The 22,454-nt window shown below is 74.0% G+C and carries 25 protein-coding genes; 14 read left to right on the plus strand and 11 right to left on the minus strand.

Annotated elements, in window-relative coordinates; genetic code table 11:
• Positions 1–66: 66 nt before the first annotated feature.
• The gene (locus QPK52_RS02735) at positions 67–1,065 is read left to right on the plus strand and encodes a LacI family DNA-binding transcriptional regulator (RefSeq protein WP_410540171.1); all 999 of its coding nucleotides are present in this window, start codon (positions 67–69) and stop codon (positions 1,063–1,065) included.
• Positions 1,066–1,193: 128 nt separating this feature from the next.
• Here QPK52_RS02735 and QPK52_RS02740 read toward each other — a convergent pair whose 3' ends face one another.
• From QPK52_RS02740 to QPK52_RS02755, 4 genes are all read right to left on the minus strand, one after another.
• Positions 1,194–2,156 (minus strand): electron transfer flavoprotein subunit alpha/FixB family protein, encoded by a 963-nt coding sequence (locus tag QPK52_RS02740; RefSeq protein WP_410535336.1) that lies wholly within the window; start codon positions 2,154–2,156, stop codon positions 1,194–1,196.
• Between the two features lie 67 nt (positions 2,157–2,223).
• Positions 2,224–3,021, minus strand: a complete 798-nt coding sequence (locus QPK52_RS02745) for an electron transfer flavoprotein subunit beta/FixA family protein (protein ID WP_410535337.1) — start codon at positions 3,019–3,021, stop codon at positions 2,224–2,226.
• 177 nt (positions 3,022–3,198) lie between these two features.
• Positions 3,199–3,732 (minus strand): flavin reductase family protein, encoded by a 534-nt coding sequence (locus QPK52_RS02750; RefSeq protein WP_410535338.1) that lies wholly within the window; start codon positions 3,730–3,732, stop codon positions 3,199–3,201.
• A gap of 127 nt (positions 3,733–3,859) precedes the next feature.
• A complete protein-coding gene (locus QPK52_RS02755) occupies positions 3,860–4,276 on the minus strand; it encodes a TlpA family protein disulfide reductase (protein ID WP_410535339.1) in 417 nt (138 codons plus the stop codon).
• Between the two features lie 142 nt (positions 4,277–4,418).
• On the opposite strand from QPK52_RS02755, the gene QPK52_RS02760 reads away from it, so the two are divergent.
• Entirely contained in the window at positions 4,419–4,826 is a 408-nt protein-coding gene (locus tag QPK52_RS02760) for a DUF4395 domain-containing protein (protein WP_410535340.1), read from the plus strand.
• 135 nt (positions 4,827–4,961) lie between these two features.
• Entirely contained in the window at positions 4,962–5,681 is a 720-nt protein-coding gene (locus QPK52_RS02765) for a lysophospholipid acyltransferase family protein (RefSeq protein WP_410535341.1), read from the plus strand.
• A 16-nt stretch (positions 5,682–5,697) separates the two neighbouring features.
• Here QPK52_RS02765 and QPK52_RS02770 read toward each other — a convergent pair whose 3' ends face one another.
• The 4 genes from QPK52_RS02770 to QPK52_RS02785 all read right to left on the minus strand — a co-directional run bounded on the left by QPK52_RS02770 (position 5,698) and on the right by QPK52_RS02785 (position 9,671).
• Positions 5,698–6,294, minus strand: a complete 597-nt coding sequence (locus tag QPK52_RS02770) for a transglutaminase-like domain-containing protein (RefSeq protein ID WP_410535343.1) — start codon at positions 6,292–6,294, stop codon at positions 5,698–5,700.
• A 70-nt stretch (positions 6,295–6,364) separates the two neighbouring features.
• Positions 6,365–7,423, minus strand: coding sequence for a threonine aldolase family protein (locus tag QPK52_RS02775; protein ID WP_410535344.1), 1,059 nt, complete (start codon positions 7,421–7,423; stop codon positions 6,365–6,367).
• Between the two features lie 35 nt (positions 7,424–7,458).
• The gene (locus QPK52_RS02780; RefSeq protein WP_410535346.1) at positions 7,459–8,229 is read right to left on the minus strand and encodes an SDR family NAD(P)-dependent oxidoreductase; all 771 of its coding nucleotides are present in this window, start codon (positions 8,227–8,229) and stop codon (positions 7,459–7,461) included.
• 29 nt (positions 8,230–8,258) lie between these two features.
• Positions 8,259–9,671, minus strand: coding sequence for a DUF6421 family protein (locus QPK52_RS02785; RefSeq protein ID WP_410535347.1), 1,413 nt, complete (start codon positions 9,669–9,671; stop codon positions 8,259–8,261).
• A 309-nt stretch (positions 9,672–9,980) separates the two neighbouring features.
• On the opposite strand from QPK52_RS02785, the gene QPK52_RS02790 reads away from it, so the two are divergent.
• On the plus strand, positions 9,981–10,664 hold the full coding sequence (locus QPK52_RS02790) for a glycerophosphodiester phosphodiesterase (RefSeq protein WP_410535348.1): 684 nt from the start codon (positions 9,981–9,983) through the stop codon (positions 10,662–10,664).
• Here the strand turns inward: QPK52_RS02790 and QPK52_RS02795 are convergent.
• Positions 10,636–11,250: a GNAT family N-acetyltransferase gene (locus tag QPK52_RS02795; protein ID WP_410535349.1), complete on the minus strand. Its 615-nt coding sequence runs from the start codon at positions 11,248–11,250 to the stop codon at positions 10,636–10,638. The two genes, QPK52_RS02790 and QPK52_RS02795, sit on opposite strands and share 29 nt — an antisense overlap.
• Positions 11,251–11,335: 85 nt before the next feature.
• On the opposite strand from QPK52_RS02795, the gene QPK52_RS02800 reads away from it, so the two are divergent.
• From QPK52_RS02800 to QPK52_RS02820, 5 genes are all read left to right on the plus strand, one after another.
• The gene (locus tag QPK52_RS02800) at positions 11,336–11,728 is read left to right on the plus strand and encodes a VOC family protein (protein WP_410535350.1); all 393 of its coding nucleotides are present in this window, start codon (positions 11,336–11,338) and stop codon (positions 11,726–11,728) included.
• 173 nt (positions 11,729–11,901) lie between these two features.
• Positions 11,902–12,498, plus strand: a complete 597-nt coding sequence (locus QPK52_RS02805; RefSeq protein ID WP_410535352.1) for a DUF5134 domain-containing protein — start codon at positions 11,902–11,904, stop codon at positions 12,496–12,498.
• A gap of 100 nt (positions 12,499–12,598) precedes the next feature.
• The gene (locus tag QPK52_RS02810) at positions 12,599–13,543 is read left to right on the plus strand and encodes a M56 family metallopeptidase (RefSeq protein WP_410535353.1); all 945 of its coding nucleotides are present in this window, start codon (positions 12,599–12,601) and stop codon (positions 13,541–13,543) included.
• Positions 13,544–13,631: 88 nt separating this feature from the next.
• On the plus strand, positions 13,632–14,336 hold the full coding sequence (locus QPK52_RS02815; protein WP_410535355.1) for a phosphatase PAP2 family protein: 705 nt from the start codon (positions 13,632–13,634) through the stop codon (positions 14,334–14,336).
• A gap of 236 nt (positions 14,337–14,572) precedes the next feature.
• Complete coding sequence (locus QPK52_RS02820; protein WP_410535357.1) at positions 14,573–15,232, plus strand: TetR/AcrR family transcriptional regulator; 660 nt, start codon at positions 14,573–14,575, stop codon at positions 15,230–15,232.
• 110 nt (positions 15,233–15,342) lie between these two features.
• On the opposite strand, the gene QPK52_RS02825 is transcribed toward QPK52_RS02820, so the two are convergent.
• A complete protein-coding gene (locus tag QPK52_RS02825) occupies positions 15,343–16,827 on the minus strand; it encodes an LVIVD repeat-containing protein (RefSeq protein ID WP_410535358.1) in 1,485 nt (494 codons plus the stop codon).
• Between the two features lie 201 nt (positions 16,828–17,028).
• Between QPK52_RS02825 and QPK52_RS02830 the strand changes: the two genes are divergently transcribed.
• Complete coding sequence (locus tag QPK52_RS02830) at positions 17,029–17,742, plus strand: DUF305 domain-containing protein (RefSeq protein ID WP_410535360.1); 714 nt, start codon at positions 17,029–17,031, stop codon at positions 17,740–17,742.
• Positions 17,743–17,869: 127 nt separating this feature from the next.
• On the opposite strand, the gene QPK52_RS02835 is transcribed toward QPK52_RS02830, so the two are convergent.
• Positions 17,870–18,229, minus strand: a complete 360-nt coding sequence (locus QPK52_RS02835; protein ID WP_410535361.1) for an ArsR/SmtB family transcription factor — start codon at positions 18,227–18,229, stop codon at positions 17,870–17,872.
• A 150-nt stretch (positions 18,230–18,379) separates the two neighbouring features.
• On the opposite strand from QPK52_RS02835, the gene QPK52_RS02840 reads away from it, so the two are divergent.
• The 4 genes from QPK52_RS02840 to QPK52_RS02855 all read left to right on the plus strand — a co-directional run bounded on the left by QPK52_RS02840 (position 18,380) and on the right by QPK52_RS02855 (position 22,397).
• Positions 18,380–19,459: an NADH:flavin oxidoreductase/NADH oxidase gene (locus tag QPK52_RS02840; RefSeq protein ID WP_410535363.1), complete on the plus strand. Its 1,080-nt coding sequence runs from the start codon at positions 18,380–18,382 to the stop codon at positions 19,457–19,459.
• Positions 19,460–19,558: 99 nt separating this feature from the next.
• Positions 19,559–20,236 (plus strand): uracil-DNA glycosylase, encoded by a 678-nt coding sequence (locus QPK52_RS02845; RefSeq protein ID WP_410535365.1) that lies wholly within the window; start codon positions 19,559–19,561, stop codon positions 20,234–20,236.
• Positions 20,233–21,249: an N-acetylglucosamine kinase gene (locus tag QPK52_RS02850; RefSeq protein WP_410535367.1), complete on the plus strand. Its 1,017-nt coding sequence runs from the start codon at positions 20,233–20,235 to the stop codon at positions 21,247–21,249. Before QPK52_RS02845 ends, QPK52_RS02850 begins: the two co-directional genes overlap by 4 nt.
• A gap of 155 nt (positions 21,250–21,404) precedes the next feature.
• Positions 21,405–22,397 carry a hypothetical protein gene (locus QPK52_RS02855; protein ID WP_410535368.1) on the plus strand — a complete coding sequence of 331 codons (993 nt, stop codon included), beginning with the start codon at positions 21,405–21,407 and terminating at the stop codon, positions 22,395–22,397.
• Positions 22,398–22,454: the final 57 nt, after the last annotated feature.

Consider the following 22,454-nt stretch of genomic DNA (forward strand, 5'->3'; position numbering starts at 1 on the left):
ACCGCAGTGGCCGACACCGCCCGCCCCGCCCGCACCTCCCAGCGCCGCTACGGGCTGCGGCCGACGATGAAGGACGTGGCCGCCCGTGCCGGAGTCGGCCTCAAGACCGTGTCCCGGGTCGTCAACGGCGAACCCGGCGTCACCCCCGACACCGAGCGCAGGGTGCAGGAGGCCATCACCGCCCTCGGCTTCCGCCGCAACGACAGCGCCCGCATCCTGCGCAAGGGCCGTACCGCGAGCATCGGGCTGGTTCTGGAGGACCTCGCCGACCCCTTCTACGCCCCCCTCAGCCGCGCCGTCGAGGAGGTCGCCCGGGCGCACGGCGCGCTGCTGATCAACGGCTCCAGCGCCGAGGACGGCGAGCGCGAGAGGGAACTGGTACTCGCCCTGTGCGCCCGGCGCGTGGACGGGCTGGTGATCATCCCGGCCGGTGACGACCACCGCTATCTGGAGCCGGAGATCTCCGCCGGGATCGCCACCGTCTTCGTGGACCGCCCCGCCGCCCGCATCGAGGCCGACGCGGTGCTCTCCGACAGCTTCACGGGGGCGCGCGAGGGCGTCGCCCACCTCATCGCCCACGGCCACCGCCGGATCGGCTTCATCGGCGACCTGCCGCGCATCCACACCGCCGCCGAGCGGCTGCGCGGCTACCGGGCCGCGATGGAGGAGGCCGGGCTGCCGGTGGACGGCTCGTGGGTCGCGCTCGGGCCCACGGATCCCGCACGCGTACGGGCCGACGCCGAGCGCATGCTGGCGGGGCGGGGAGCGGCCGGGGGGCCGGTCACCGCGCTGCTGACGGGCAACAACCGGGTGACCGTCACCGCGGTACGGGTACTGGCGGGCCTGGAGCGGCGCGTGGCGCTGGTGGGCTTCGACGACTTCGAACTGGCCGACCTGCTGACCCCGCCGGTCACCGTCATCGCGCAGGAGCCCGCTCTGCTGGGCCGCAGGGCCGGCGAGCTGCTCTTCCGCCGGCTGGAGGGCGCCGGCGAAGCGCCGCGGCGCGTGGTGCTGCCCACCCGGCTGATCCCGCGCGGCTCGGGGGAGGTGCCCCCGTACTCCTGAGCCGCCCGAAGGCCCGGCCGCCCGCAGGGAGCGGGCCTTCGGGACGCGGCCGTGCGGACGCGGCCGGGGCCGCGCGGATCCACACCGACCGCGCGGCCCCGGCCGCCGTCCGCCTTCCGCGGAGGCTGTCAGCCCTTGCGGGCCTTGACCTCCTCGGTGAGCTTCGGGAGGACCTCGAAGAGGTCGCCGACCACGCCGTAGTCGACCAGGTCGAAGATCGGGGCCTCCTCGTCCTTGTTGACGGCCACGATGGTCTTCGAGGTCTGCATGCCGGCCCGGTGCTGGATGGCGCCGGAGATGCCCGCCGCGATGTAGAGCTGCGGCGAGACCGACTTGCCGGTCTGGCCGACCTGGTGGGTGTGCGGGTACCAGCCCGCGTCCACCGCGGCGCGCGAGGCGCCGACGGCCGCGCCGAGGGCGTCGGCGAGGTTCTCGATGACCGAGAAGTTCTCGGCGCCGTTGACACCGCGGCCGCCGGAGACCACGATCGCGGCCTCGGTCAGCTCCGGACGGCCGGTCGACTCGCGCGGGGTGCGGGAGACGACCTTGGTGCCGGTGGACTTCTCACCGAAGGTCACCGAGAGCTGCTCGACCTGGCCGGCGGCCGGGGCGGCCTCGGGGGCGGCGGAGTTGGGCTTGACGGTGACGACCGGGGTGCCCCTGGTGACGCGGGACCTGGTGGTGAAGGCCGCGGCGAAGACCGACTGGGTCGCCACCGGGCCGGAGTCGCCGGCCTCCAGGTCGACCGCGTCGGTGATGATGCCCGCGCCGATGCGCAGCGCCAGGCGGGCCGCGATCTCCTTGCCCTCCGCGGAGGAGGGGACCAGGACGGCGGCCGGGGAGACGGCCTCGTAGGCGGCCTGGAGCGCGTCCACCTTCGGCACGACGAGGTAGTCGGCGAACTCGGGGGCGTCGGCGGCGAGGACCTTCACCGCGCCGTACTCGGCCAGCGTGGCGGCGGCGCTGTCGGCGCCGGCGCCCAGGTGCACGGCGACCGGGTCGCCGATGCGGCGGGCCAGGGTCAGCAGTTCGAGGGTGGGCTTGCGGACGGCGCCGTCCACGTGGTCGACGTAGACAAGGACTTCAGCCATGGGAGTTGCTCTCCTGCGAGGATTGCGAGGACGGTGGAGGAGTGAGGGGTGCGTCGGGCCTTGGGGCTCAGATGAACTTCTGGCCCGCGAGGAACTCGGCGAGCTGCTTGGCGCCCTCGCCCTCGTCCTTGACGATCGTGCCCGCGGTGCGGGCCGGACGCTCGGCGGCGTCGTCGACCTTGGTCCAGGAGCCCTCGAGGCCGACCTCGTCGGCGTCGATGTCCAGGTCGTCCAGGTCCAGGGACTGAACCGGCTTCTTCTTGGCGGCCATGATGCCCTTGAAGGAGGGGTAGCGCGCCTCGCCGGACTGGTCGGTCACGGAGACGACGGCCGGGAGCGCGGCCTCGAGCTGCTCGGTCGCGGCGTCGCCGTCCCGGCGGCCGGTGACCTTGCCGTCCTCCACGGAGACCTCGGAGAGCAGGGTGACCTGCGGCACGCCCAGGCGCTCGGACAGCAGCGCGGGCAGCACGCCCATGGCGCCGTCGGTGGAGGCCATGCCGCAGACGACCAGGTCGTAGCCGGTCTTCTCGACGGCCTTGGCCAGCACCAGGGAGGTGCCGATCACGTCGGTGCCGTGCAGGTCGTCGTCCTCCACGTGCACGGCCTTGTCGGCGCCCATGGACAGCGCCTTGCGCAGCGCGTCCTTGGCGTCCTCGGGGCCGACGGTCAGCACGGTGACCTCGGCGTCGTCCCCACCCTGCCGGCGGCCTTCGGCGATCTGCAGGGCCTGCTCGACGGCGTACTCGTCGAGCTCCGACAGCAGGCCGTCCACGTCCTCGCGGTCGACGGTCAGGTCATCGGCGAAGTGCCGGTCGCCGGTGGCGTCGGGCACGTACTTCACACAGACAACGATCCTCAAGCTCACGCCGGCTCTCCTACATGCGTCGTCATTACTGGCTGCCTTGTCTCACAGGCAGCATAGGCGCCTGATCGGGCGGAATCCGGTCCGGTGGGGCCGGCTCTCCATCCAGGATATTACTCGTCAGTACACCCAGGCCCCTACCCGGAGGCAAGGCCGGTGAACTGTGACCTTCCCAACGGCTCAGGAGGGCACTGTGCCCTCACGCAGCGCGTTGTAACGCCCCGCGTGGTACAGCAGCGGACGGCCCGCTCCGGAGGAGTCCCCGGCCACCACCTCCGCCAGGACCACCCGGTGGTCGCCGGTCGGCACCCGGGCCACCACCCCGCACACCGTCCAGGCGAGCACGCCCTCCAGCACCGGCACCCCGTGCGGCCCCCGGCGCCACCGGGTGGGCGGCGCGAAGCGGTCCGCCCCGGGGCGGGCGAAGGTGGCGGCCAGCTCGCGCTGGTGCTCGCCCAGGATGTGCACTCCCACGTGCTCCGCCTCGGCGACCACCGGCCACACCGAGGAGGCCGTGGCGATGTTGAAGGAGATCAGCGGCGGCTCGACGGCGACGGAGGCCAGGGAGGTCGCGGTGAACCCGGCGGGGCGGCCGTGCCCGTGGGCGGTGATCACGGCGACCCCGGCGGCGTGCCGCCGGAAGACGGCGCGCAGCAGGGCGGGGCCGGCTTCGGCCGCCTCCGGTGCCCGCTGGATGCCGTTCGGTGCGCTCATATGAGATCCCCTGCCCACAGCAGGCCAGGCTGTCCACCGCGAACGGTCCGCGTCAAGTTCGCCCCCTTGGATGGGACCAGGGTCACGCGGCCGGCGCCCCTCCCGGCCGCCGCGGTTCTCCCGTGCCTCACACCGCCTCCCCGATCGCGGCGATGACGTCGGCCTTGCGCGGCAGGCCGCTCGCCCGCCGCACGATCCGGCCGCGCGCGTCCAGCACCAGGACGGTGGGGGTGCGCATGATCCGCAGCCGCCGCACCAGATCCAGCCGGGACTCGGCGTCCACCTCGATGTGGGCGACGCCCTCCACCAGCTCCGAGACCTCGGCCAGGATCCGCCGGGTGGCCCGGCAGGGCTGGCAGAAGGCACTGGAGAACTGCACCAGCGTGGCCCGCTCCCCCAGCCGCTCGGCGCCCACCTCTCCGGCGGTCAGCCTCTCCTCCGCGTCCCGTCCGCGCACCGTCATCCTTCCGTTCCGCCTGCTGTGCACCATTCCGAAGGCGCCGGCCAGTGCCAGCACCGCCAGACACACGATCAGCCCCGTCATCCCCGCCGTCCCCCCATACCCCGTGCCCGCCGTCCCGCCGCACCTCGTCGCTTCCCGCATCGTCTCCCACAGCGCCCGGGTCCGTGCCGCCGATTCCCGCATCCGGCCGCCACCGCCGCCCCGGATGCGGAATGCTGTCGCCATGAGGGTCGACATACGGGGAACGAGGTTCGCCGCCGCCGTGACCACCGCGGTCCTGGCCGCCGTGCTGGTCAGCGGGAGTTTCCGGCTGCTGGCCGCGCAGGCGCTGGTGTTCGCCGCCGGGGCGGCGCTCGGCGTGGCGCGTTCGCCGTACGGACTCCTCTTCCGCCGTCTGGTCCGGCCCCGGCTGGGGCCCCCGGCCGGGACGGAGGACGCGGCGCCGCCCCGTTTCGCCCAGGGCGTGGGCCTGGTCTTCGCCCTGGTGGGTCTGGTGGGGTACGGCGCGGGGCCCCTGTGGCTGGGCATGGCCGCGACCGCCTGCGCGCTCGCGGCGGCCTTCCTCAACGCCGCGTTCGGCTACTGCCTGGGCTGCGAGGTGTACCTGGCGCTGCGCCGGGTCGCGGGGTGAGGCACCGGACGGCGCCCGAACGTGACGAGGATCTCCTGCCTCCGGAATTGGCCAGGGAAGTTACGGCAGCGTAGGTTCGGGTAGATCCGCCGGGAGAACCCTCCCCAGGCAGCCTCCCAGAAGGGTCCTCCACAGATGGCAGAACTGGTGTATCCACCCGTGATCGGTGCGGCCCGCACCCTGTTCAGGGCGCTCGACCTGCGTTTCGACATCGACGGCACCGAGCACGTCCCCCGGCGCGGCGGCGCCGTGCTGGTCAGCAACCACATCGGCTACCTCGACTTCGTCTTCGCCGGACTGGCCGCCCGGCCCGCCAAGCGGCTGGTGCGCTTCATGGCCAAGGAGTCGGTCTTCCGGCACAAGGTCTCCGGACCGCTGATGCGGGCGATGAAGCACATACCGGTGGACCGCTCGCAGGGCGAGCACGCCTACCGCCACGCGCTGAGGGCGCTGCGCTCGGGTGAGATCATCGGCGTCTTCCCCGAGGCGACGATCTCGCAGTCGTTCACCCTGAAGACCTTCAAGACGGGTGCGGCCCGGATGGCGCAGGAGGCGGGCGTACCGCTGCTGCCCGTCGCGCTGTGGGGCACGCAGCGGCTGTGGACCAAGGGCCACAAGCGGGACTTCGGCCGCAACCACTTCCCGATCACCATCCGGGTGGGCGAGCCGATGCGGCCCGCCGAGGGCGAGTCGGCGGCCGGGCTCACCGAGCGGCTGCGCGACCGTGTGCAGGAGCTGCTGGAGGCGGCCCAGCGGGCGTACCCGGTACGGCCCAAGGGGCCGGAGGACACCTGGTGGATCCCCGCGCACCTGGGCGGCACCGCCCCGACCCCGGCCGAGGCGGGCTCGCTGTAGGGCCGGACGAGGGGCGTCAGAGCCTCTCGGGGAGCAGCCGCTCCAGCCGTGCGCGGTCACGGGCCCGCTTCAGGGCGGTCAGGACGGGCTCGGGCGGGACCGCGTAGAGCGCGGGTATGTCGTACTCCCCCGCGTCCGGGTCCGGTGTGAAGGCGAGCCGCTCTCCGTCGAGCGAGAAGCGCGCGTCCACGCCGGGCTTGTTGCCGCGCGGGTCCTGGCGCGCCCAGGGGCGGCCGGGCAGCTTGAGTGCGATCAGGCCGTGGACGACGTTCAGCTTCTGGTAGCACAGGGCGGCCGGGATGCCCTCGTGGCGCAGCAGCGCCGCCAGCGCGTGCGACTTGGCGTAGCAGATGCCGTTGCGGGTGGCGAGGACGTCGGAGGCGCGCCAGGCCACCCGCTGGTCGCCGCTGTCGAAGGAGTGCGGGACGGCGTCGCGGACGAAGTCGAAGGCGGCCTCGGCGTAGCGCACCAGGCCGCCTTCGCCGTCGGTGCGCCCGCCGGTCCGCTCCCGCAGCCGCGAGGCCGTCTCCGCGACCAGGGGATGCCGGTGGTCGACGGTCTCGCAGGCGGCGAGGTAGGCGGACGGGTCCGGGTCCTGCCGGATCAGCTCCATGCCCCGGAAGCCTAGGGAGGGAGGGGGCGACCCGCCTCCCTTTTTCCGGTCCGGCGGGCCTCCCCCGCGGTCAGCGGGCCATCTCCTCCCGCAGCGCGGCGACGAAGTCGTCGACGTCCTCCTCGGTGGTGTCGAAGGAGCACATCCAGCGCACGTCGCCGGCGGCCTCGTCCCAGAAGTAGAAGCGGTGGCGCTTGCGCAGCCGCTCGCTCACGTCGTGCGGGAGCCGGGCGAAGACGGCGTTGGCCTGGACGGGGTGGAGGATCTCCACGCCGTCGACGGTGCGCGCGCCCTCGGCCAGCCGCCTGGCCATGGCGTTGGCGTGGGAGGCGCTGCGCAGCCACAGGTCGCCGGCGAGCAGCGCCTCGAACTGCACGGAGACGAACCGCATCTTGGACGCCAGCTGCATCGACAGCTTCCGCAGGTGCTTCATCGCCCGCACCGCGCCGGGGTTCAGCACGACGACGGCCTCGCCGAAGAGCATGCCGTTCTTGGTACCGCCGAAGGAGAGCACGTCCACACCCGCGTCCGTGGTGAACGCCCGCAGCGGCACGCCCAGCGCGGCCGCCGCGTTGGCGATGCGGGCTCCGTCGAGGTGGACGGTCATGCCGCGCTCGTGGGCCGTCTCGCAGATCGCCCGGATCTCCTCGGGCGTGTAGACGGTGCCCAGTTCGGTGTTCTGGGTGATCGAGACCACCTGCGGCATCGCCCGGTGCTCGTCGTCGAAGCCGTACGCCTCGCGCTCGACCAGCTCGGGGGTGAGCTTGCCGTGCTCGGTGGGCACGGTCAGCAGCTTCAGTCCGCCGACCCGTTCGGGCGCGCCGCACTCGTCCACGTTGATGTGGGCGCTCTCGGCGCAGACGACCGCGCCCCAGCGGTCGGTGAGGGCCTGGAGGGCCACGACGTTGGCGCCGGTGCCGTTGAAGACCGGGAAGACCTCGGCCGCCGGCCCGAGGTGGGCCCGGAAGACCTCCTGGAGGTGGGCGGTGTACTCGTCCTCGCCGTAGGCGGTCTGGTGACCGCCGTTGGCGAGGGCGAGCGCCGCCAGGATCTCCGGGTGCGCGCCCGCGTAGTTGTCGCTGGCGAAGCCGCGCACCCGCGGGTCGTGGCGGCGCCGGGCGTCCGTCACGGGGGGCGCCGGGGGTGCCTCGGTCGGGTGGGCCTCTACGGTTGCGGGGTCAGCCACAGGCGGTGTCCGTTCACTTCCTCGGCGGGCTTGTCCCAGACGCCGGCGATGGCCTCGGCCAGTTCCCCGACGTCGGTGAAGCCCGCGAACTTGGCGTTCGGGCGCTCGGCGCGCATCGCGTCGTTGACCAGCGCCTTGACCACCAGGATGGCAGCCGCGGCGGGCGGCCCCGCATCCGCCCCCTTGCCCGCCTTGCGGAAGGCGTCGGCCAGGGCCAGGGTCCATGCCTCGGCCGCGGCCTTGGCGGCCGCGTAGGCGGCGTTGCCGGCGGTGGGGCGGGTGGCGCCGGCTGCGCTGATCAGGACGTAGCGGCCGTTTCCGCTGCGGCGCAGGGCTCCCTCGAAGGCCAGCGAGGTGTGCTGCACGGTGCGTACCAGCAGCTTCTCCAGCAGGTCCCAGTGGGACAGGTCGGTCTCGGCGAAGGCCGCCGAGCCGCGCCAGCCGCCGACCAGGTGCACCAGCCCGTCGACGCGGCCGTACTCCTTCTCGGTGCGGGTGGCCCACTCGCGGGTGGCCTCCAGGTCGAGCAGGTCCACGGTGTCGCCGGTGACGGCGGCGCCGCCGTGCGCGAAGCGGGCCCTGTCGACGGCCTGGGCCAGCCGCTCGGGGTCCGCGTCGGCGGCGACGACGGTGGCGCCCCGTTCGGCCAGGCTCAGCAGCGCGGCCTGGCCGGCGGGACCCGCCGCGCCGGCGACGGCGACGACGGCGCCGTCCAGGGGGCCGCCGTTGCCGTTGGATGTGCTGGTCATGGTGATCGCCTCTCTGTGACGTCCGGTGGTCACGCCGCGACCGGTACGGCGGACTCGGCGGTGATGCCCTTGGTCGATGCGATCACGTTGCGCAGCTTCTTGGCGAGTGCTTCGTAGAACATGCTCAGCGGGAACTCGTCGGGGAGCACCTCGTCCACCAGCTTGCGCGGCGGCAGGCTCAGGTCCAGGGCGTCGGGGCCCTTGGCCCAGGTCGAGCCGGGGTGCGGGGCGAGGTAGGTGGAGACCAGCTCGTAGGCCTTGAACCAGTGGACCAGCTTCGGGCGGTCGATGCCCTCGCGGTAGAGGGTCTCGATCTCCTCGCGCAGGTGCACGGTCACCTCGCGGGCCCGCTGCCAGTCGATGCTGAGCTTGTTGTCCGTCCAGCGCAGGGCGTCGTGCTTGTGGAGGTAGGCGAACAGCAGCTGGCCGCCCAGCCCGTCGTAGTTGCGGCTGCGCTCGCCGGTGACGGGGAAGCGGAACAGGCGCTCCAGCAGCACGGCGTACTGCACGTCGCGGCCCTGCTCGAAGCCGTCGGCCTCCAGCTTCACGGCCTCGTGGAAGGCGGTGAGGTCGCAGCGCAGCTCCTCCAGTCCGTACATCCAGAACGGCTGGCGCTGCTTGATCATGAACGGGTCGAAGGGCAGGTCGCCGTGGCTGTGGGTGCGGTCGTGGACCATGTCCCACAGCACGAAGGTCTGCTGGGCGCGCTTCTGGTCGGTGAGCAGTCCCCGGGCGTCCTCGGGCAGCTCCAGCTTGGTGACCTCGCAGGCGGCGTCGACGACGCGGCGGAAGCGGGCGGCCTCGCGGTCGCAGAAGATCCCTCCCCAGGAGAACCGCTCGGGCGCCTCGCGCACGGCGACGGTCTCGGGGAAGAGGACCGCGGAGTGGGTGTCGTAGCCGCTGGTGAAGTCCTCGAAGGTGATGCCGAGGAAGAGCGGGTTGTCGTAGCGGGTGCGCTCCAGCTCGGCCAGCCAGTCCGGCCAGACCACGCGCAGGACGACGGCCTCCAGGTTGCGGTCGGGGTTGCCGTTCTGCGTGTACATGGGGAAGACGACCAGGTGCTGGATCCCGTCGACACGCCGGGACGCGGGCTGGAAGGCCAGCAGGGAGTCCAGGAAGTCGGGGACGCCGAAGCCGCTCTCGGCCCAGCGGCGCAGGTCGGCCACCAGGGCGCGGTGGTACGCCTCGTTGTGCGGAAGCAGCGGCGCGAGTTCCTCGACGCAGGCCACGATCCGCTCGATGTGCCGCTCGATCTCGGCCCGCGCGGGGGCGCCCTCGGCGCCGAAGTCGATGGAGCCGTCCTTGGACTGGGCGGGGCGGACGGCCTCGACGGCCTCCTTGAGCACCGCCCAGGCGGGGTGCTCCACCACACGGCCGGCGAACGGGCCGTCGGCGGTCGGAGCGCCACCCGTCGTCACCGCGGGCGAAAGGATTTCCGTCATTGATACCCCTCCACAGAAGAAACTCTCGTACCAGCACCGTAGCTGCGCAGACTTCCCCGATCAACCTGGGGGCAAGGAAATTCTTCTGCCAGCTACCCGCAATGCGGATGTTTTTCCTGTGGACAACCCCTGAAACGGAAGAGATGGCCATATGTGCGGCGAAGGCACGGATCCGGCACGCTCCGTGGCCGGGCCGCCGGGCCGCCGGGACCACGGGCGCCCCGCGGCTCCGGCGGTGATCCTCCGTGGCTACCCTTGCCGCGCGTACGCACCGCCGCCCCGAACACCGCAGGAAAGCGAGAACGCGCCGTGCCACTGCTGACCGTCGGCCACCGCGGGGTGATGGGCGTCGAGCCCGAGAACACCCTGCGCTCCTTCGTCCGGGCCGACCGCGAGGGCTTCGACGTCATCGAACTGGACCTCCACCTGAGCCGGGACGGCGCGCTGGTGGTGATGCACGACGCCGACGTGGACCGCACCACCGACGGCTCCGGTCCGGTCGCGGAGAAGACCCTCGCCGAGCTGCGCGAGCTGGACGCCGGCCTCGGCGAGCGCGTCCCGGTCTTCGAGGAGGTCGTGGAGGCGGTCTCCGCACCGCTCCAGGCCGAGATCAAGGACCGCGCCGCGGCCCGGGTGCTGGCGGAGGCCGTCGAGCGGCTCGGTCTTCACCGGCGGGTCACGGTGATCTCCTTCCACGACGACGCCCTGCGCGAGACCCGCAAGCTGCTGCCGGACATCCCCATCGCGCTGGTCACCGGCAGGTCGACGCCCACCGCCCCCGAGCGCGCCGTGGAGCTGGGGGCTCCGATGGTCTCCTGCGAGCTGCGCCGGCTGGACGCGGAGGTCGTCGGGCGCTGCCGCGCCGCGGGTCTGAAGGTGATCTCCTGGACGGTCAACACCGACCAGGACCTGGCCCGCGTCCGCGAGCTGGGCCTGGACGGCGTGGTCACCGACCTGCCCGCCGTCAGGAGGGCGGCCGGTCAAGCGGCTTGACCAGCAGCTCGAACTCCAGGTCGTCGCGGAGCGGGACGCCGAACCGCTCGTCGCCGTACGGGAAGGGACTGGTGCGCCCGGTGCGGACGTAGCCGCGGCGCTCGTACCAGGCGATCAGGTCCGCCCGGGCGGTGATCACCGTCATGTGCATCTCGCCGGCGCCCCATCGCTCCCGCGCCACCCGCTCGGCCTCCGCCAGGACCGCCCTGCCCAGCCCGCCGCCCTGGAGGGCCGGACGGACGGCGAACATCCCGAAGTACGCGACGGGCTGCCCCGCCCCGCCCTCGCGGCGCTCCAGCTGGCAGCAGGCGATCGGCTCCCCGTCCCGCTCGGCGACCAGCATCAGGCTGCCGTGGGCGCGGATGACATCGGCGACGCCATCGGGGTCGGTGCGCTGCCCGTCCAGCAGGTCCGCCTCGGTGGTCCAGCCCGCCCGGCTGGCCTCGCCCCGGTACGCCGACTCCACCAGGGCGACCAGCGCGGGGACGTCGTCCTCGCCCGCGGTCCTGAAGCTCAGGGCGGAGGCGGCCGCGGGGGCGGTGGAACCGGCGGAACCGGGGGTTTTCAAGGCGTCCGGGACGTTCATGGGGCCGAGCCTAACCGTCCGCCCGCGCGGTCCGGCCGCTCGGCCCGTATACCGGACGGCGCCCCGGCGGCCTAGGCTCGGTGCCATGGTTCACGTACTGAGCAGCCGGGTCCTGCTGCGCCCCACCGACCCGGAGCGTTCGCGGGCCTTCTACGGCGGCGCCCTGGGACTGGCCGTGTACCGGGAGTTCGGCACCGGGCCGGAGCGCGGGACCGTCTACTTCCTGGGCGGCGGTTTCCTGGAGGTCTCCGGCCGGTCCGAGACCCCGCCCGCGCCCGGTCTCCGGCTGTGGCTCCAGGTGGCCGACGCGGCCGGGGCGCACCGGGAGCTCACCGCACGCGGTGTGGAGGTGCTGCGGGAGCCCAGGCGCGAGCCGTGGGGGCTGGTGGAGATGTGGATCAGCGATCCGGACGGGGTGCGGATCGTCCTCGTCGAGGTCCCCGAGGACCACCCGCTGCGCTACCGGCCCGGCATCTGACGTTCTGACGCCTTCCACACGGGCCTCGGGCCGGTGCCCCGGCGTCCGGGGCGTACGCTCCGGCCCGCGCTCCCCACTGCCCCCGCGCGCTCCCGTACACGCGTCCGGCGCCGGGCATCCTCCCCGCGGAAACGGCCGGGGAAGCCGGTCGGGAAAGCGGTCGGGGAGGCGGGGTGCACGGACCGGAACCGGTCGGCTGGATGCTGGCGGCCCTGTGCGGCGGGGTGGGCGCGTACTGCCTGCGGCGGATGCGCGGCGGCACGCCCGGGCAGCGGCGCGAGGCCGCCGGCGAGGCGGTGATGGCCCTGGGCATGGCCGTGATGGCGCTGCCCGCCTCGGCGGTGGAGCCGCCGCCGGCCGCGGCCTTCGCCGCCCTCTTCGGCGCCGCCGCGGTGTACGGGCTGGCTCTGGTCCTGTTCGACGGGGAGCACCGGTTCCACCATCTGCACCACACCGTCGGCGCCCTGGCCATGCTCCACATGGCACTCGCCATGGCCGCCGCCCCAGCCCACGGGCCGCATGCGGCGCATGCGGCACCGCCCGCCGCGCCTGCCCCCGCGGCGGCGCTGACCGGGGCGCTGCTGGTCTACTTCGCGCTGTACGCACTGCTCGCGGGGGCCCGGCTGGTGCCCGCGCCGGGTCCCCTCCGCCTCCCGGCCGCCGCTGCGGACGGCGGCCGGGGCGCCGGGCCGCCGCGGGCACCGGAGGTGGCCGCGGCCTGCCGACTGGCGATGGGCATGGGGATGTTCGCGATGCTGCTCACCCTCTGAGGTCCCGTGCGGACCGGTGGAACGCCGTGCCGGTGAGGCGTGCGTCACTTCCCGTTTCCCGCCGGCCGCGGGGCGGCCGCCGGCTCATAGGCTGTTCCTCATGATGGTCGCGCTCGCACTGATCGTCCTGGGCGCACTGATCGCGGCGACGGCGCCGCGCGTGCTGGCCCGCGGCTCCTGGCCGGACCGCGAGCCGGTGCTGGCGCTGCTGGTGTGGCAGTGCGTGGTGGCCGCCGTGCTGCTGTGCTGCGTGCTCGCCATGGCCCTGTCCGGCGCGGCGGCCTGGCAGGCCGTGCGCGGCCACGTCTTCGCCCCGGCCCCGAGCCGGGTCGTCGAGGCGTACGGGCTCAGCGCGTTCGGCGAGTCCTGGCCCGCGGTGGTGGCCGTGGTGCTCGCCTGCGGCGGTGTGTGGACCGCCGTGATGCTCACCCGGGAGATCCACCACGCACGCGCCCGGCGGCGCGCCCGGCGCGCCGAACTCCTCACCCGCGCCCCGCTGCTGCCCGGCGAGGAAGCGGCCCCCGGGGAGCGGCTGGTGGTCCTGGAGAGCGAGCGCCCGGACGCCTGGTGGCTGCCGGGCAGCACGCCCCGGCTCGTGGTCACCACCGCGGCACTGCGGCGGCTCCGGGGGCGCAGGCTCGACGCCGTCCTCGCCCATGAGCGGGGCCATCTGCGGGCCCGTCACGACTGGCTGCTGCACTGCTCGTCCGCGCTCGCCGCCGGCTTCCCGCGGGTGCCGGTCTTCCGCGCGTTCCGGGACCAGGTGCACCGGTTGGTGGAGCTGGCGGCCGACGATGTGGCCTCACGGCACTGCGGACGGCTGGAGGTCGCCCTGGCGCTGGTCGAACTCAACGAGGACCGCGGGGTCTTCGACCCGTACGCCTCGCACCCCGGCGCACAGGTGCCGCAGCGGGTCGACCGGCTGCTGAGGGCCGCTCCCCGGCTGACGGTGGTCCGGCGGCTGCGGACGACCGCGCTGGCGGCCCTGGTGCCGCTGGTTCCGCTGCTGGTGGCCTTCGCCCCCGGGCTCAGGGCGCTGGGCTGAGGTACGCGCGCCGCTGCGCGCGCTCCCTCCACCGGCCAACCCGCCGACCGGGCGGTTGGACCGCCCTGCAGTGGCGACCCTTTCCACCATGGCCCCATCCTTCCGGCGTCCCTCCCCGCGTTCCTTCCCGCACCTGGCCGCCCCGCTGTGCACCGCCGTGGCCGCCGTGCTCACCGTGCTCGTCCTGGCGGGATGGGACCCGCTGCTGGAACTCGACTCGCGCGTCACGGCCGAACTGCACCGCACGGCGGTCGCCGAGCCCGGCTGGACACGGCTCAACCGGGTGCTGACCGACTGGGTCTGGGATCCGTGGACGATGCGGGCCGTGCTGCTGGTGACGGTCGTGTGGCTGGTGCTGCGCGGCGCGCGCCGGCCGGCGCTCTGGCTCCTGGCCGCCGCGGTCGCCGGCACCGTCCTCCAGCAGGCGCTGAAGGCGCTGTTCGACCGCGACCGCCCCCGCTGGAGTGATCCGGTGGACTCCGCGGGCTTCGCGGCGCTGCCCTCCGGCCATGCCATGACGGCGGCGCTCACCTGCGGTCTGCTGCTGTGGCTGGCGCATCTGCACGAAGCGGGCCGCCCCGTGCGCCTGGCCGTCCTGTGGGTGGGCGCGGTGAGCGTGGCCGGGGTGGGCTTCACCCGGGTCTACCTGGGTGTGCACTGGCCCACCGACGTGGTCGTCGGCTGGCTGCTGGGCTTCGCCGTGGCCGCCGCCACGGCGGCGCTGTGGAGCGGACGCGGCGCCCGGAGCCCCCGCCCCGAGCGGCACGGACCGGGAGGGCGGGCTCCACGGTGATCCAGGGCGTACTCTTCGGCTTCTCCGGCACACTGCCGCGCGTCGGGCCGACGGCGGAGCCGGGCAAGGACGGCATGCCGTCCTTGCCCGGCTGCGCATGAGGAGGGCCGATCTCGGGCGATCCCCCGCGTCGCCCGAGATCGGCGTCCGACCGGACACCGCCGTGACTCGCCGGCCGGCGTCCGGAGACCGCTGAGTATATTGGCTCTGAGCCAGTCAACGCAGGAGTTAACAGGATGTCCCCTCGCAGCGCATCGGTCAATGAGGAGTTGCGCCGGCGATCCCGCGAGCGGCTGCTGCAGGCGACGGTGGAACTCGTCGACGAGCGCGGATACGAGGCGACGACCCTGGGGGACATCGCGGACCGGGCCGGGTCCGCGCGGGGTCTGGTGTCGTACTACTTCCCGGGCAAACGGCAGCTGCTGCAGTCGGCCGTCCACCGGCTGATGCACCTCACCCTGGCCGAGGCGCTGGAGCGCGAGCCGCGGCCCGCGGGCCCGGACGCCGGGCGGGAGGCACTGGCCCGGGCGATCGACGCGATCCTGGGCCTCGCCCGCGACCGGCCGACGCTGATGCGCACCCACATGGCCGGGATCCTGCAGCACGAGGGCTTCGTCCAGTGCGACGAGCAGCAGCGGCTGGCCGGACTGCTGCGCGACACCGTCGTCCGCTACGGCTCACGCGATCCGGACACCGACTATCCGCTGCTGCGCGCGCTGCTCATGGGAGCGGTGGTGGCCGTGCTGCTGCCCGGGGCGCCGATGCCGTCGGCGAGACTGCGCGCCGAGCTGTTCGCACGGTACGGGCTGGACTGGGAGCTGGGGTTCCCTCCCGAGGCCCCCGGCAGGGAACCGTCCGGGCAGGACCCGCTGCTGCCGCTGCCGGGCCCGCTCTGACGGAGCCGGGCGGGCGGAGCCAACGGCCGGACCCCGGCGGCCGTGCCGCCGGGGTCCGGTGTTCAGTGGTCGGGGCCCTTCCGGGCCGGCTCGGGCCGGCTCGGGCCGGCTCAGCGGTAGTCGGGCTGGGTCTGGGGGTTGAGCTCGTCCAGCCTGACGCGCTCGGCTCCGGCGGTGCGCCGGTCCCGGATCTGCAGGACGTCGAAGCCCATCTGGATGTCGTTCGAGTAGACGTGGCCGTTGTAGTAGTACGCCGACCACGAGCCGCCGATGGAGTCGGGGTCGGAGTACGGGCCGCGCTCGAAGTACCCGATCTCCCGGGGCTTGGTGGAGTCGGTGAAGTCCCAGAAGGAGACACCGCCCTGGTACCAGGCCTGCACCATGATGTCCCGGTCCTTGACCGGGATCAGCGAGCCGTTGTGGGCCACGCAGTTCTCGGTGTCGGCCTGGTGACGGGGGATCTTGAAGTAGCTCTTGAACACCAGCTTGCGCTGATCGCCCTTGCCGGTGATGTGGTAGATGCCGTTGGCGCCGCGCTTGTCGCCGACCTCCGCGTTGCAGGTGGCGCCGACGCCGCCGCCGAGCTCGTCGGTGAAGACGACCTTCCGGCCGTTCTCGTTGAAGGTCGCCGAGTGCCAGAACGCGAAGTTCTCGTTGTCCTGGACGCGGTCGATGACGCGGGGCGCGGCCGGGTCCGAGATGTCCATCAGGATGCCGTCGCCCATGCAGGCGCCCGCCGCGAGCTTCAGCTCGGGGAACGCGGTGATGTCGTGGCAGCCGGTGGTGGGCACCATGGCGACCGGGTTCTCCGGCGGGCCGGGGTTGCCGCCGTCCGGGAAGAGGACGGGGAAGTCGATCACCGACGCTTCCTCGGGAGCCTTGCGAGGCACCTTCACGATGGAGATCCCGTCGTGCGGCGGCTGGCAGTCGGGGAAGGTCTCGTCGGGGAAGTAGGACGAGACGTAGACGTAGACGTTCCCGCGGTCGGGCACCAGCGTGTGGGTGTGCGAGCCGCAGGCGGTCTCGACGGCCGCGACGTACCGCGGGTTCCGCTTGTCGCTGATGTCGAAGACCTTGATGCCCTCCCAGGAACTCTTCTCCGTGGGCGACTGGGCGGTGCTGTTGCAGGAGTCGTCGCTGCGCGAGGCGTCGGTGGACAGGAAGAGCAGGTCCCCGGAGACGGAGATGTCGTTCTGACCGCCCGGGCACAGGACCTGGCTGACGACCTTGGGGGACTTCGGGCGGCTGATGTCGTAGACGGTGAAGCCGTCGTAGTTGCCGGCGAAGGCGTAGCGGCCCTGGAAGGCCAGATCCGTGTTGAGGCTCTTGAGCGCCCCCTTGGGCAGGTTGGTCAGGTGGGAGACGTTCCTGCTGTGGACGATCTCGTCCACACCGGGTATCCCGCCGCTTTCGATGGCGGCCTCGGCTTCCGCGCGGTCCTGCTTCGACACCTTCCCTGACGTGGCCGGCGAGTCACCGGGGTCGGGAATTGCCGCCGCCGGTCCGGCGGCCAGGAGCGTGGACAGCAGGCCGATCACGGCCGCCGCCGCGCCGAGGTGTCTGCGCCGCGCACGGGGTCTGGGCAACGACGTCACTGCGTTCCTCCCTGTCGATCCGCTTGGCGCCGCCCCGAGTTGGGCGGCTCACGGACTCGGGCAGTATGACTCCTTACGCCCCTCCTCCGACAGGGGAATACGAACGCGGTGCCGAGTCCCTCCGTGTCAGGATTCGGCCGTGCCGGAGCGTCCCGTGTCAGGATCGGGGGAACCGGCGTACCCCGTGCCACAGGAGGAAAAGTGACAGACCGTCACAGATCCCGGTTCTCCGCCCGCGCGCTTCCGTCCGCGCTGGCGGCACTGGCCGCACTGACAGCCCTGACCGTGCTGACCGGCTGCGAGGACGGCTCCGACGAGGCGGCCTCCGGCGGCGGCCCCTCCGTGATCGCGCCCGGCAGGCCGGGCGAGGCCGCCGAGACGCTCTCCGCCGAAGAAGCGCGGAAGGCGGGCGAGAGGCGCGAGGAGAAGCCGAACGCGGCGGACTTCTCGTACGTCACAGGGATGATCGAGCACCATCGGCAGGCGCTGGTGATGACCGGCCTGGCCGAGGAGCACGCCGGATCGGGCAAGGTGCGCCGGCTCGCCGACCGGATCTCCGCGGCCCAGGGGCCGGAGATCGCGGCGATGCGGTCCTGGCTCAAGCGCAACGGCCGCGGCGAGGGCGGGCACGGAGGAGGCCACGGCGACCACGGGGACCACGACGGCCACGGGGATCACGGCGACGGGCCGATGCCCGGCATGGCGACCGAGGAGCAGCTCGACGAGTTGCGGCAGGCCCGCGGCGAGGACTTCGACCGGCTCTTCCTGAAGCTGATGATCGCCCACCACCAGGGCGCCGTGACGATGGCCAAGGACGTGGCGGCCGACGGCCGCGACATCCAGGTCCAGGAGATGGCCGGGGACGTGGCCGCCCAGCAGACGGCCGAGATCAACCGGATGCGCTCGATGTCCTGACGGACTGTGACGGGCGGGGGTCACCACGGGGCGCGCGGACGCAGGTTCCGCGCGCCCCTTTCCATCGCTTCCATCGCTCCGCGCACCCCCGGAATCCGCCCGCCCCCGGAACACGGCGGGGCGGCGCTCAGCCGCCCCGCCGCTCCTCCTGCCGGGCCGCCGCGGCGAGCACGCTGTCCAGCAGTCCGGGGAACAGCCGCTCCAGCTCGTCGCGGCGCAGGGCGTTCATCTTCGCGGTGCCCCGGTAGTTCTGGCTGACCAGGCCGCTCTCGCGCAGCACCCGGAAGTGGTGGGTGGTCGTCGACTTGCTGACCGGCAGGTCGAAGAGCGAGCACGCCATCTCCTCCCCGCTCGCCGCCAGGGCGCGGACGATCCGCAGGCGCACGGGGTCGGCGAGTGCGTGCAGGACCTCTTCCAGCCGGATCTCCCGCGCGGCCGGATGCTCCAGCTCTCGGGCGGCGTTCGGGGTCTGGGCTCGGGGTGTCACGGCTCCATACTACGATAGGCATCGTAGTTTGACATCCGCCGTACTACGATGCCTATCGTATAAGCCCGGCGGACCGGGTCGCCCCGCGCCCGGACCCCGGCCTGTTCCGAACCGGTCCCGGACCGGTCCCGAATCCACGAGGAGCCTTCCGTGAGCGCTCTGTTCGAGCCGTACACCCTGCGTTCGCTGACAGTGCCCAACCGCGTCTGGATGTCGCCCATGTGCCAGTACTGCGCCGAGCCCACCGGACCGGACGCGGGCACCGCGGGCGACTGGCACCTGGCCCACTACGGGGCCCGGGCGGCCGGCGGCGCCGGGCTGGTCATGGTGGAGGCCACGGCCGTCTCCCCCGAGGGCCGGATCACCCCCGGCGACCTGGGGCTGTGGAACGACCGGCAGGTCCGTGCGCTGCGGCGGATCACGGACTTCGTGAAGGAGCGGGGCGCCGTGGCCGGCGTCCAGCTCGCCCACGCCGGCCGCAAGGCGTCCACCGACGCCCCCTGGCGCGGTGGCGCCCCGCTGGACGCAGGCCACGGCGGCTGGCGGCCGGCCGCCCCCAGCGCGCTGCCCTTCTCCGAGGGCCACCCCGTACCGCGGGAGATGACCCTGGAGGAGATCGACGGCCTGGTCGGCCGGTTCGTCGACGCGGCACGGCGGGCACTGGCGGCCGGATTCGAGGTCGTCGAGGTCCACGGCGCGCACGGCTACCTGATCCACGAGTTCCTCTCCCCGCTCTCCAACCGGCGCACGGACGCCTACGGCGGGAGCTTCGAGAACCGCACGCGCCTGGCCCTGCGTGTCGTGGACGCGGTGCGGGAGGTGTGGCCCGCGGATCTGCCCCTGTTCTTCCGGGTCTCGGCGACCGACTGGACGGAGGGCGGCTGGAGCCCCGAGGAGACCGTGCGCCTGGCCGCACTGCTGCGCGAGCGCGGCGTGGACCTGCTCGACGTCTCCAGCGGAGGCGCCGTGCCGGGGGCGCGCATCCCCGTCGGCCCCGGCTACCAGATCCCGCTGGCCGCCCGCGTCAGGGCCGAGACGGGGCTGCCGGTGGCGGCGGTGGGCCTGATCACCGAGCCGGAGCAGGCCGAGAAGACCGTCGCGAACGGCGAGGCGGACGCGGTGTTCCTCGGCCGGGAGCTGCTGCGCGACCCGCACTGGGCGCTGCACGCCGCGCGGGTGCTCGGCGCCGGGTCCGTGCGTCTGCCCGACCAGTACGCCTGGGCTCTGTGACGCCCCGGCACGGTGACGCCCCGGCACGGTGGCGGCCCGCTCGGCCGCCGGCCGAGATCGGCTGAGAGACGGCGGGCCGAACCAGTAGAGTGACCGCCCGTGGCAGCACGACCGTTGAACGAGATCGTCGAACCGGGCTGGGCCAAGGCGCTGGAGCCGGTGGCCGGACGCATCGCCGCGATGGGCGACTTCCTGCGCGCGGAGATCGCCGCGGGGCGCACCTATCTGCCCGCCGGACCGAACGTGCTGCGCGCCTTCCAGCAGCCCTTCGACGACGTGAGGGTCCTCATCGTGGGCCAGGACCCCTACCCCACACCGGGTCACGCCGTCGGGCTGAGCTTCTCCGTCGCCCCCGACGTGCGCCCGCTGCCCGGCAGCCTGGAGAACATCTTCCGCGAACTGCACAGCGACCTCGGGACGCCCCGGCCCTCCAGCGGCGACCTCACCCCCTGGACGAAGCAGGGCGTCCTGCTCCTCAACAGGGCCCTGACCACCGCTCCGCGCCGGCCCGCGGCGCACCGCGGCAAGGGCTGGGAGGAGGTCACCGAGCAGGCGATCAGGGCGCTGGCGGCGCGCGGCAAGCCGCTGGTGGCCATCCTGTGGGGCCGGGACGCGCGGAACCTGCGGCCGCTGCTGGAGGCGTACCCGGCGGTGGAGTCGGCCCACCCCTCCCCCATGTCGGCGGACCGCGGCTTCTTCGGTTCGCGCCCGTTCAGCAGGGCCAACGAGCTGCTGGTGCGGCAGGGCGGGGAGCCGGTCGACTGGCGTCTGCCGTGACGGGCACGGCCCCCTGGGTCCTGGGGGTCGACTCGGGCGGATCAGGACTGCGCGTCGCCCTGGCCCGGGCCGGCGGCGACGGCCGCACGGCGGCGCCGGCCCCCGTGGACACCGCATCGTCGGACCGGCCGGTGCGCACCGGCCCGGCCGGCATCGAAGCGGCCCATCTGCTGGAACTGGTGCTGCCCCGGGCCCGCTCCCTGCTGGCCGCCGCCGAGCCGGACTCCGCCGCCGGGGCCGGCGCCTCCCGTCCCCGGATCGACACCGTGTGCGTGGGGGCGGCGGGCATGGCGACGCTCGGCGGCGAACTGCGCGCCGTGCTGCCGGGGGCGCTCGCCCGGGAGCTGGGCGCCCGGCACGTGGCGCTGGCCGCCGATGCCGTGACCGCGTACGCCGGCGCGCTGGGCGAGCGGCCGGGCGCCGTGGTCGCCGCCGGGACCGGGATGATCGCGACGGGCACGGATCTGCGCTCCTGGCGGCGTGCCGACGGCTGGGGCCACCTGCTGGGCGACTGCGGCGGCGGCGCCTGGATCGGCCGGGCCGGCCTGGAGGCGGCGATGCGCGCCCACGACGGCAGGCCGGGCGGCTCGGCCGCGCTGCTCGCCCGCGCCGAGGCCGTCTTCGGCCCGGCGGCCTCCCTGCCGGGGAAGCTGTACCCGCGTACCGACCGCCCGGCGGTGCTCGCCTCGTTCGCCCCGGAGGTGGCCGGATGTGCCGACCGGGACCCGGTGGCGGCGCGCGTCGTCGAGGAGGCGGCCGTCCACATCGCCGAGAGCGCCGCCGCCGTCTGCCCCGCCGCCGAGGGCAGTGTCGTCGCCCTGACCGGCGGGCTCCTCGGGATCGGCGAGCCGCTCCTCGCCCCCCTCCGCCGGGAGCTGGCCGTACGACTGCCGCACGCCCGGACCGTCCCGGCGGCGGGAGACCCGCTGGCCGGAGCCCTGCTCGTGGCCGGCCGGCTGGCCCGGGGCGCGCTGCGGCTGCCGCAGGACCCGGCGCTCCTCCACGTCCGGTGAGGGGGGGGTGCGGGAGCGGGCCCGCCGGGCGGCACGGCCCGGTCACACAGCGGAACTGAGCCGTCACCACGACGCGCGGGATGAAAGGGGACAGACCGGCACTCCTCCGCCCCGCCCGAACAGCCAAACCCGTCAAGGCATTAGCATGCGGCGCCATGAGCACCCCCACTGGGCCCGCAAACGGCCTGCCCGTACGAATGCCGCGTCCCCGACAGCCCGGACGGCACCGCCGGCCTCGGCCGGCCATAGCGCCTGAGGGTGCGCCCGCTCTGGTGCTGGCCGTCCCCGGGGTGCCCTCCGGCACCTCCCGAAGCCTCGCCGAGGAGATCCTGAGCATCACCCGCTCCGAGCTGCCGGGGCTCGACGCCCGGGTCGGTTTCGTGGACGGCGACGACGGTGAGTTCCCCGCCCTCCGGAGCGCGCTGACGCAGGCCGCGGCCGACCGCACCTCCCGTGCCGCCGCGGCGACGGCCGCCATCGAGGCCGCGGCCGCCGAGGCCGTGGAGTCGGGCGCGGAGGCCGCCGAGGTGGAGGCCGAGGCCGAGGCCGCCCGCCGCCGGATCGAGGAGGCCCCGCTCGCGGTGGTCGTCCCCCTGCTGGCCGGGCCCGACGGCGCGCAGATGCGGCGGATACGCCAGGCCGTGCTCGAGAGCGGCTCCGGCGCCGAGCTGACCGACGTGCTCGGCCCGCACCCGCTGCTGGCCGAGGCCGTCCACGTCAAGCTCTCGGAGGCGGGGCTGGCCCGGGCGGACCGCGCCCGGCTGTTCACCGTGGCGACCGCCGCCGACGGCATCATCCTGGCCGCCATGGGCGGCGAGGAGGCCGTGCAGGCCGCCGGGATCACCGGAATGCTGCTGGCCGCCCGCCTGGCGGTGCCGGTGCTGTCCGCGGGACTGGACGAGGAGGGCGCCGTCGCCCGCGCCGCCGAGCAGCTGCGCGAGGCCGGTTCCCGGCAGCTCGCCCTGGCGCCCTGTCTGATCGGCCCCGAGATCCCCGAGGGCCTGCTGGAGTCCGCGGTGCGGGAGGCCGACTGCCAGGCGTCCGAGCCGCTGGGCTCCTACACGGCGGTGGGCAGGCTGGTGGCCTCCACCTATGCCGCCAAGCTCGGCATCGCCCAGCGGGCGCCGCAGGGGGCGCAGGCCCACTGACCCGGGCCCTCCCCCCTGCGGCCCGCCGGGTCGCGGGCCGCACGGCGGCCGGACGGC

Source organism: Streptomyces sp. KL2 (assembly GCF_046529545.1).
GTDB lineage: Bacteria > Actinomycetota > Actinomycetes > Streptomycetales > Streptomycetaceae > Streptomyces > Streptomyces radiopugnans.

Excerpts from the sequence above, each read along its gene's own strand:
- QPK52_RS02735 (WP_410540171.1), top strand. The coding sequence starts at position 67 with ATGAAGGACGTGGCCGCCCGTGCCGGAGTCGGCCTCAAGACCGTGTCC.
- QPK52_RS02740 (WP_410535336.1), bottom strand. The coding sequence starts at position 2,156 with ATGGCTGAAGTCCTTGTCTACGTCGACCACGTGGACGGCGCCGTCCGC.
- QPK52_RS02750 (WP_410535338.1), bottom strand. The coding sequence starts at position 3,732 with ATGAGCGCACCGAACGGCATCCAGCGGGCACCGGAGGCGGCCGAAGCC.
- QPK52_RS02755 (WP_410535339.1), bottom strand. The coding sequence starts at position 4,276 with ATGACGGGGCTGATCGTGTGTCTGGCGGTGCTGGCACTGGCCGGCGCC.
- QPK52_RS02760 (WP_410535340.1), top strand. The coding sequence starts at position 4,419 with ATGAGGGTCGACATACGGGGAACGAGGTTCGCCGCCGCCGTGACCACC.
- QPK52_RS02765 (WP_410535341.1), top strand. The coding sequence starts at position 4,962 with ATGGCAGAACTGGTGTATCCACCCGTGATCGGTGCGGCCCGCACCCTG.
- QPK52_RS02770 (WP_410535343.1), bottom strand. The coding sequence starts at position 6,294 with ATGGAGCTGATCCGGCAGGACCCGGACCCGTCCGCCTACCTCGCCGCC.
- QPK52_RS02780 (WP_410535346.1), bottom strand. The coding sequence starts at position 8,229 with ATGACCAGCACATCCAACGGCAACGGCGGCCCCCTGGACGGCGCCGTC.
- QPK52_RS02785 (WP_410535347.1), bottom strand. The coding sequence starts at position 9,671 with ATGACGGAAATCCTTTCGCCCGCGGTGACGACGGGTGGCGCTCCGACC.
- QPK52_RS02795 (WP_410535349.1), bottom strand. The coding sequence starts at position 11,250 with ATGAACGTCCCGGACGCCTTGAAAACCCCCGGTTCCGCCGGTTCCACC.
- QPK52_RS02800 (WP_410535350.1), top strand. The coding sequence starts at position 11,336 with ATGGTTCACGTACTGAGCAGCCGGGTCCTGCTGCGCCCCACCGACCCG.
- QPK52_RS02810 (WP_410535353.1), top strand. The coding sequence starts at position 12,599 with ATGATGGTCGCGCTCGCACTGATCGTCCTGGGCGCACTGATCGCGGCG.
- QPK52_RS02815 (WP_410535355.1), top strand. The coding sequence starts at position 13,632 with ATGGCCCCATCCTTCCGGCGTCCCTCCCCGCGTTCCTTCCCGCACCTG.
- QPK52_RS02820 (WP_410535357.1), top strand. The coding sequence starts at position 14,573 with ATGTCCCCTCGCAGCGCATCGGTCAATGAGGAGTTGCGCCGGCGATCC.
- QPK52_RS02855 (WP_410535368.1), top strand. The coding sequence starts at position 21,405 with ATGAGCACCCCCACTGGGCCCGCAAACGGCCTGCCCGTACGAATGCCG.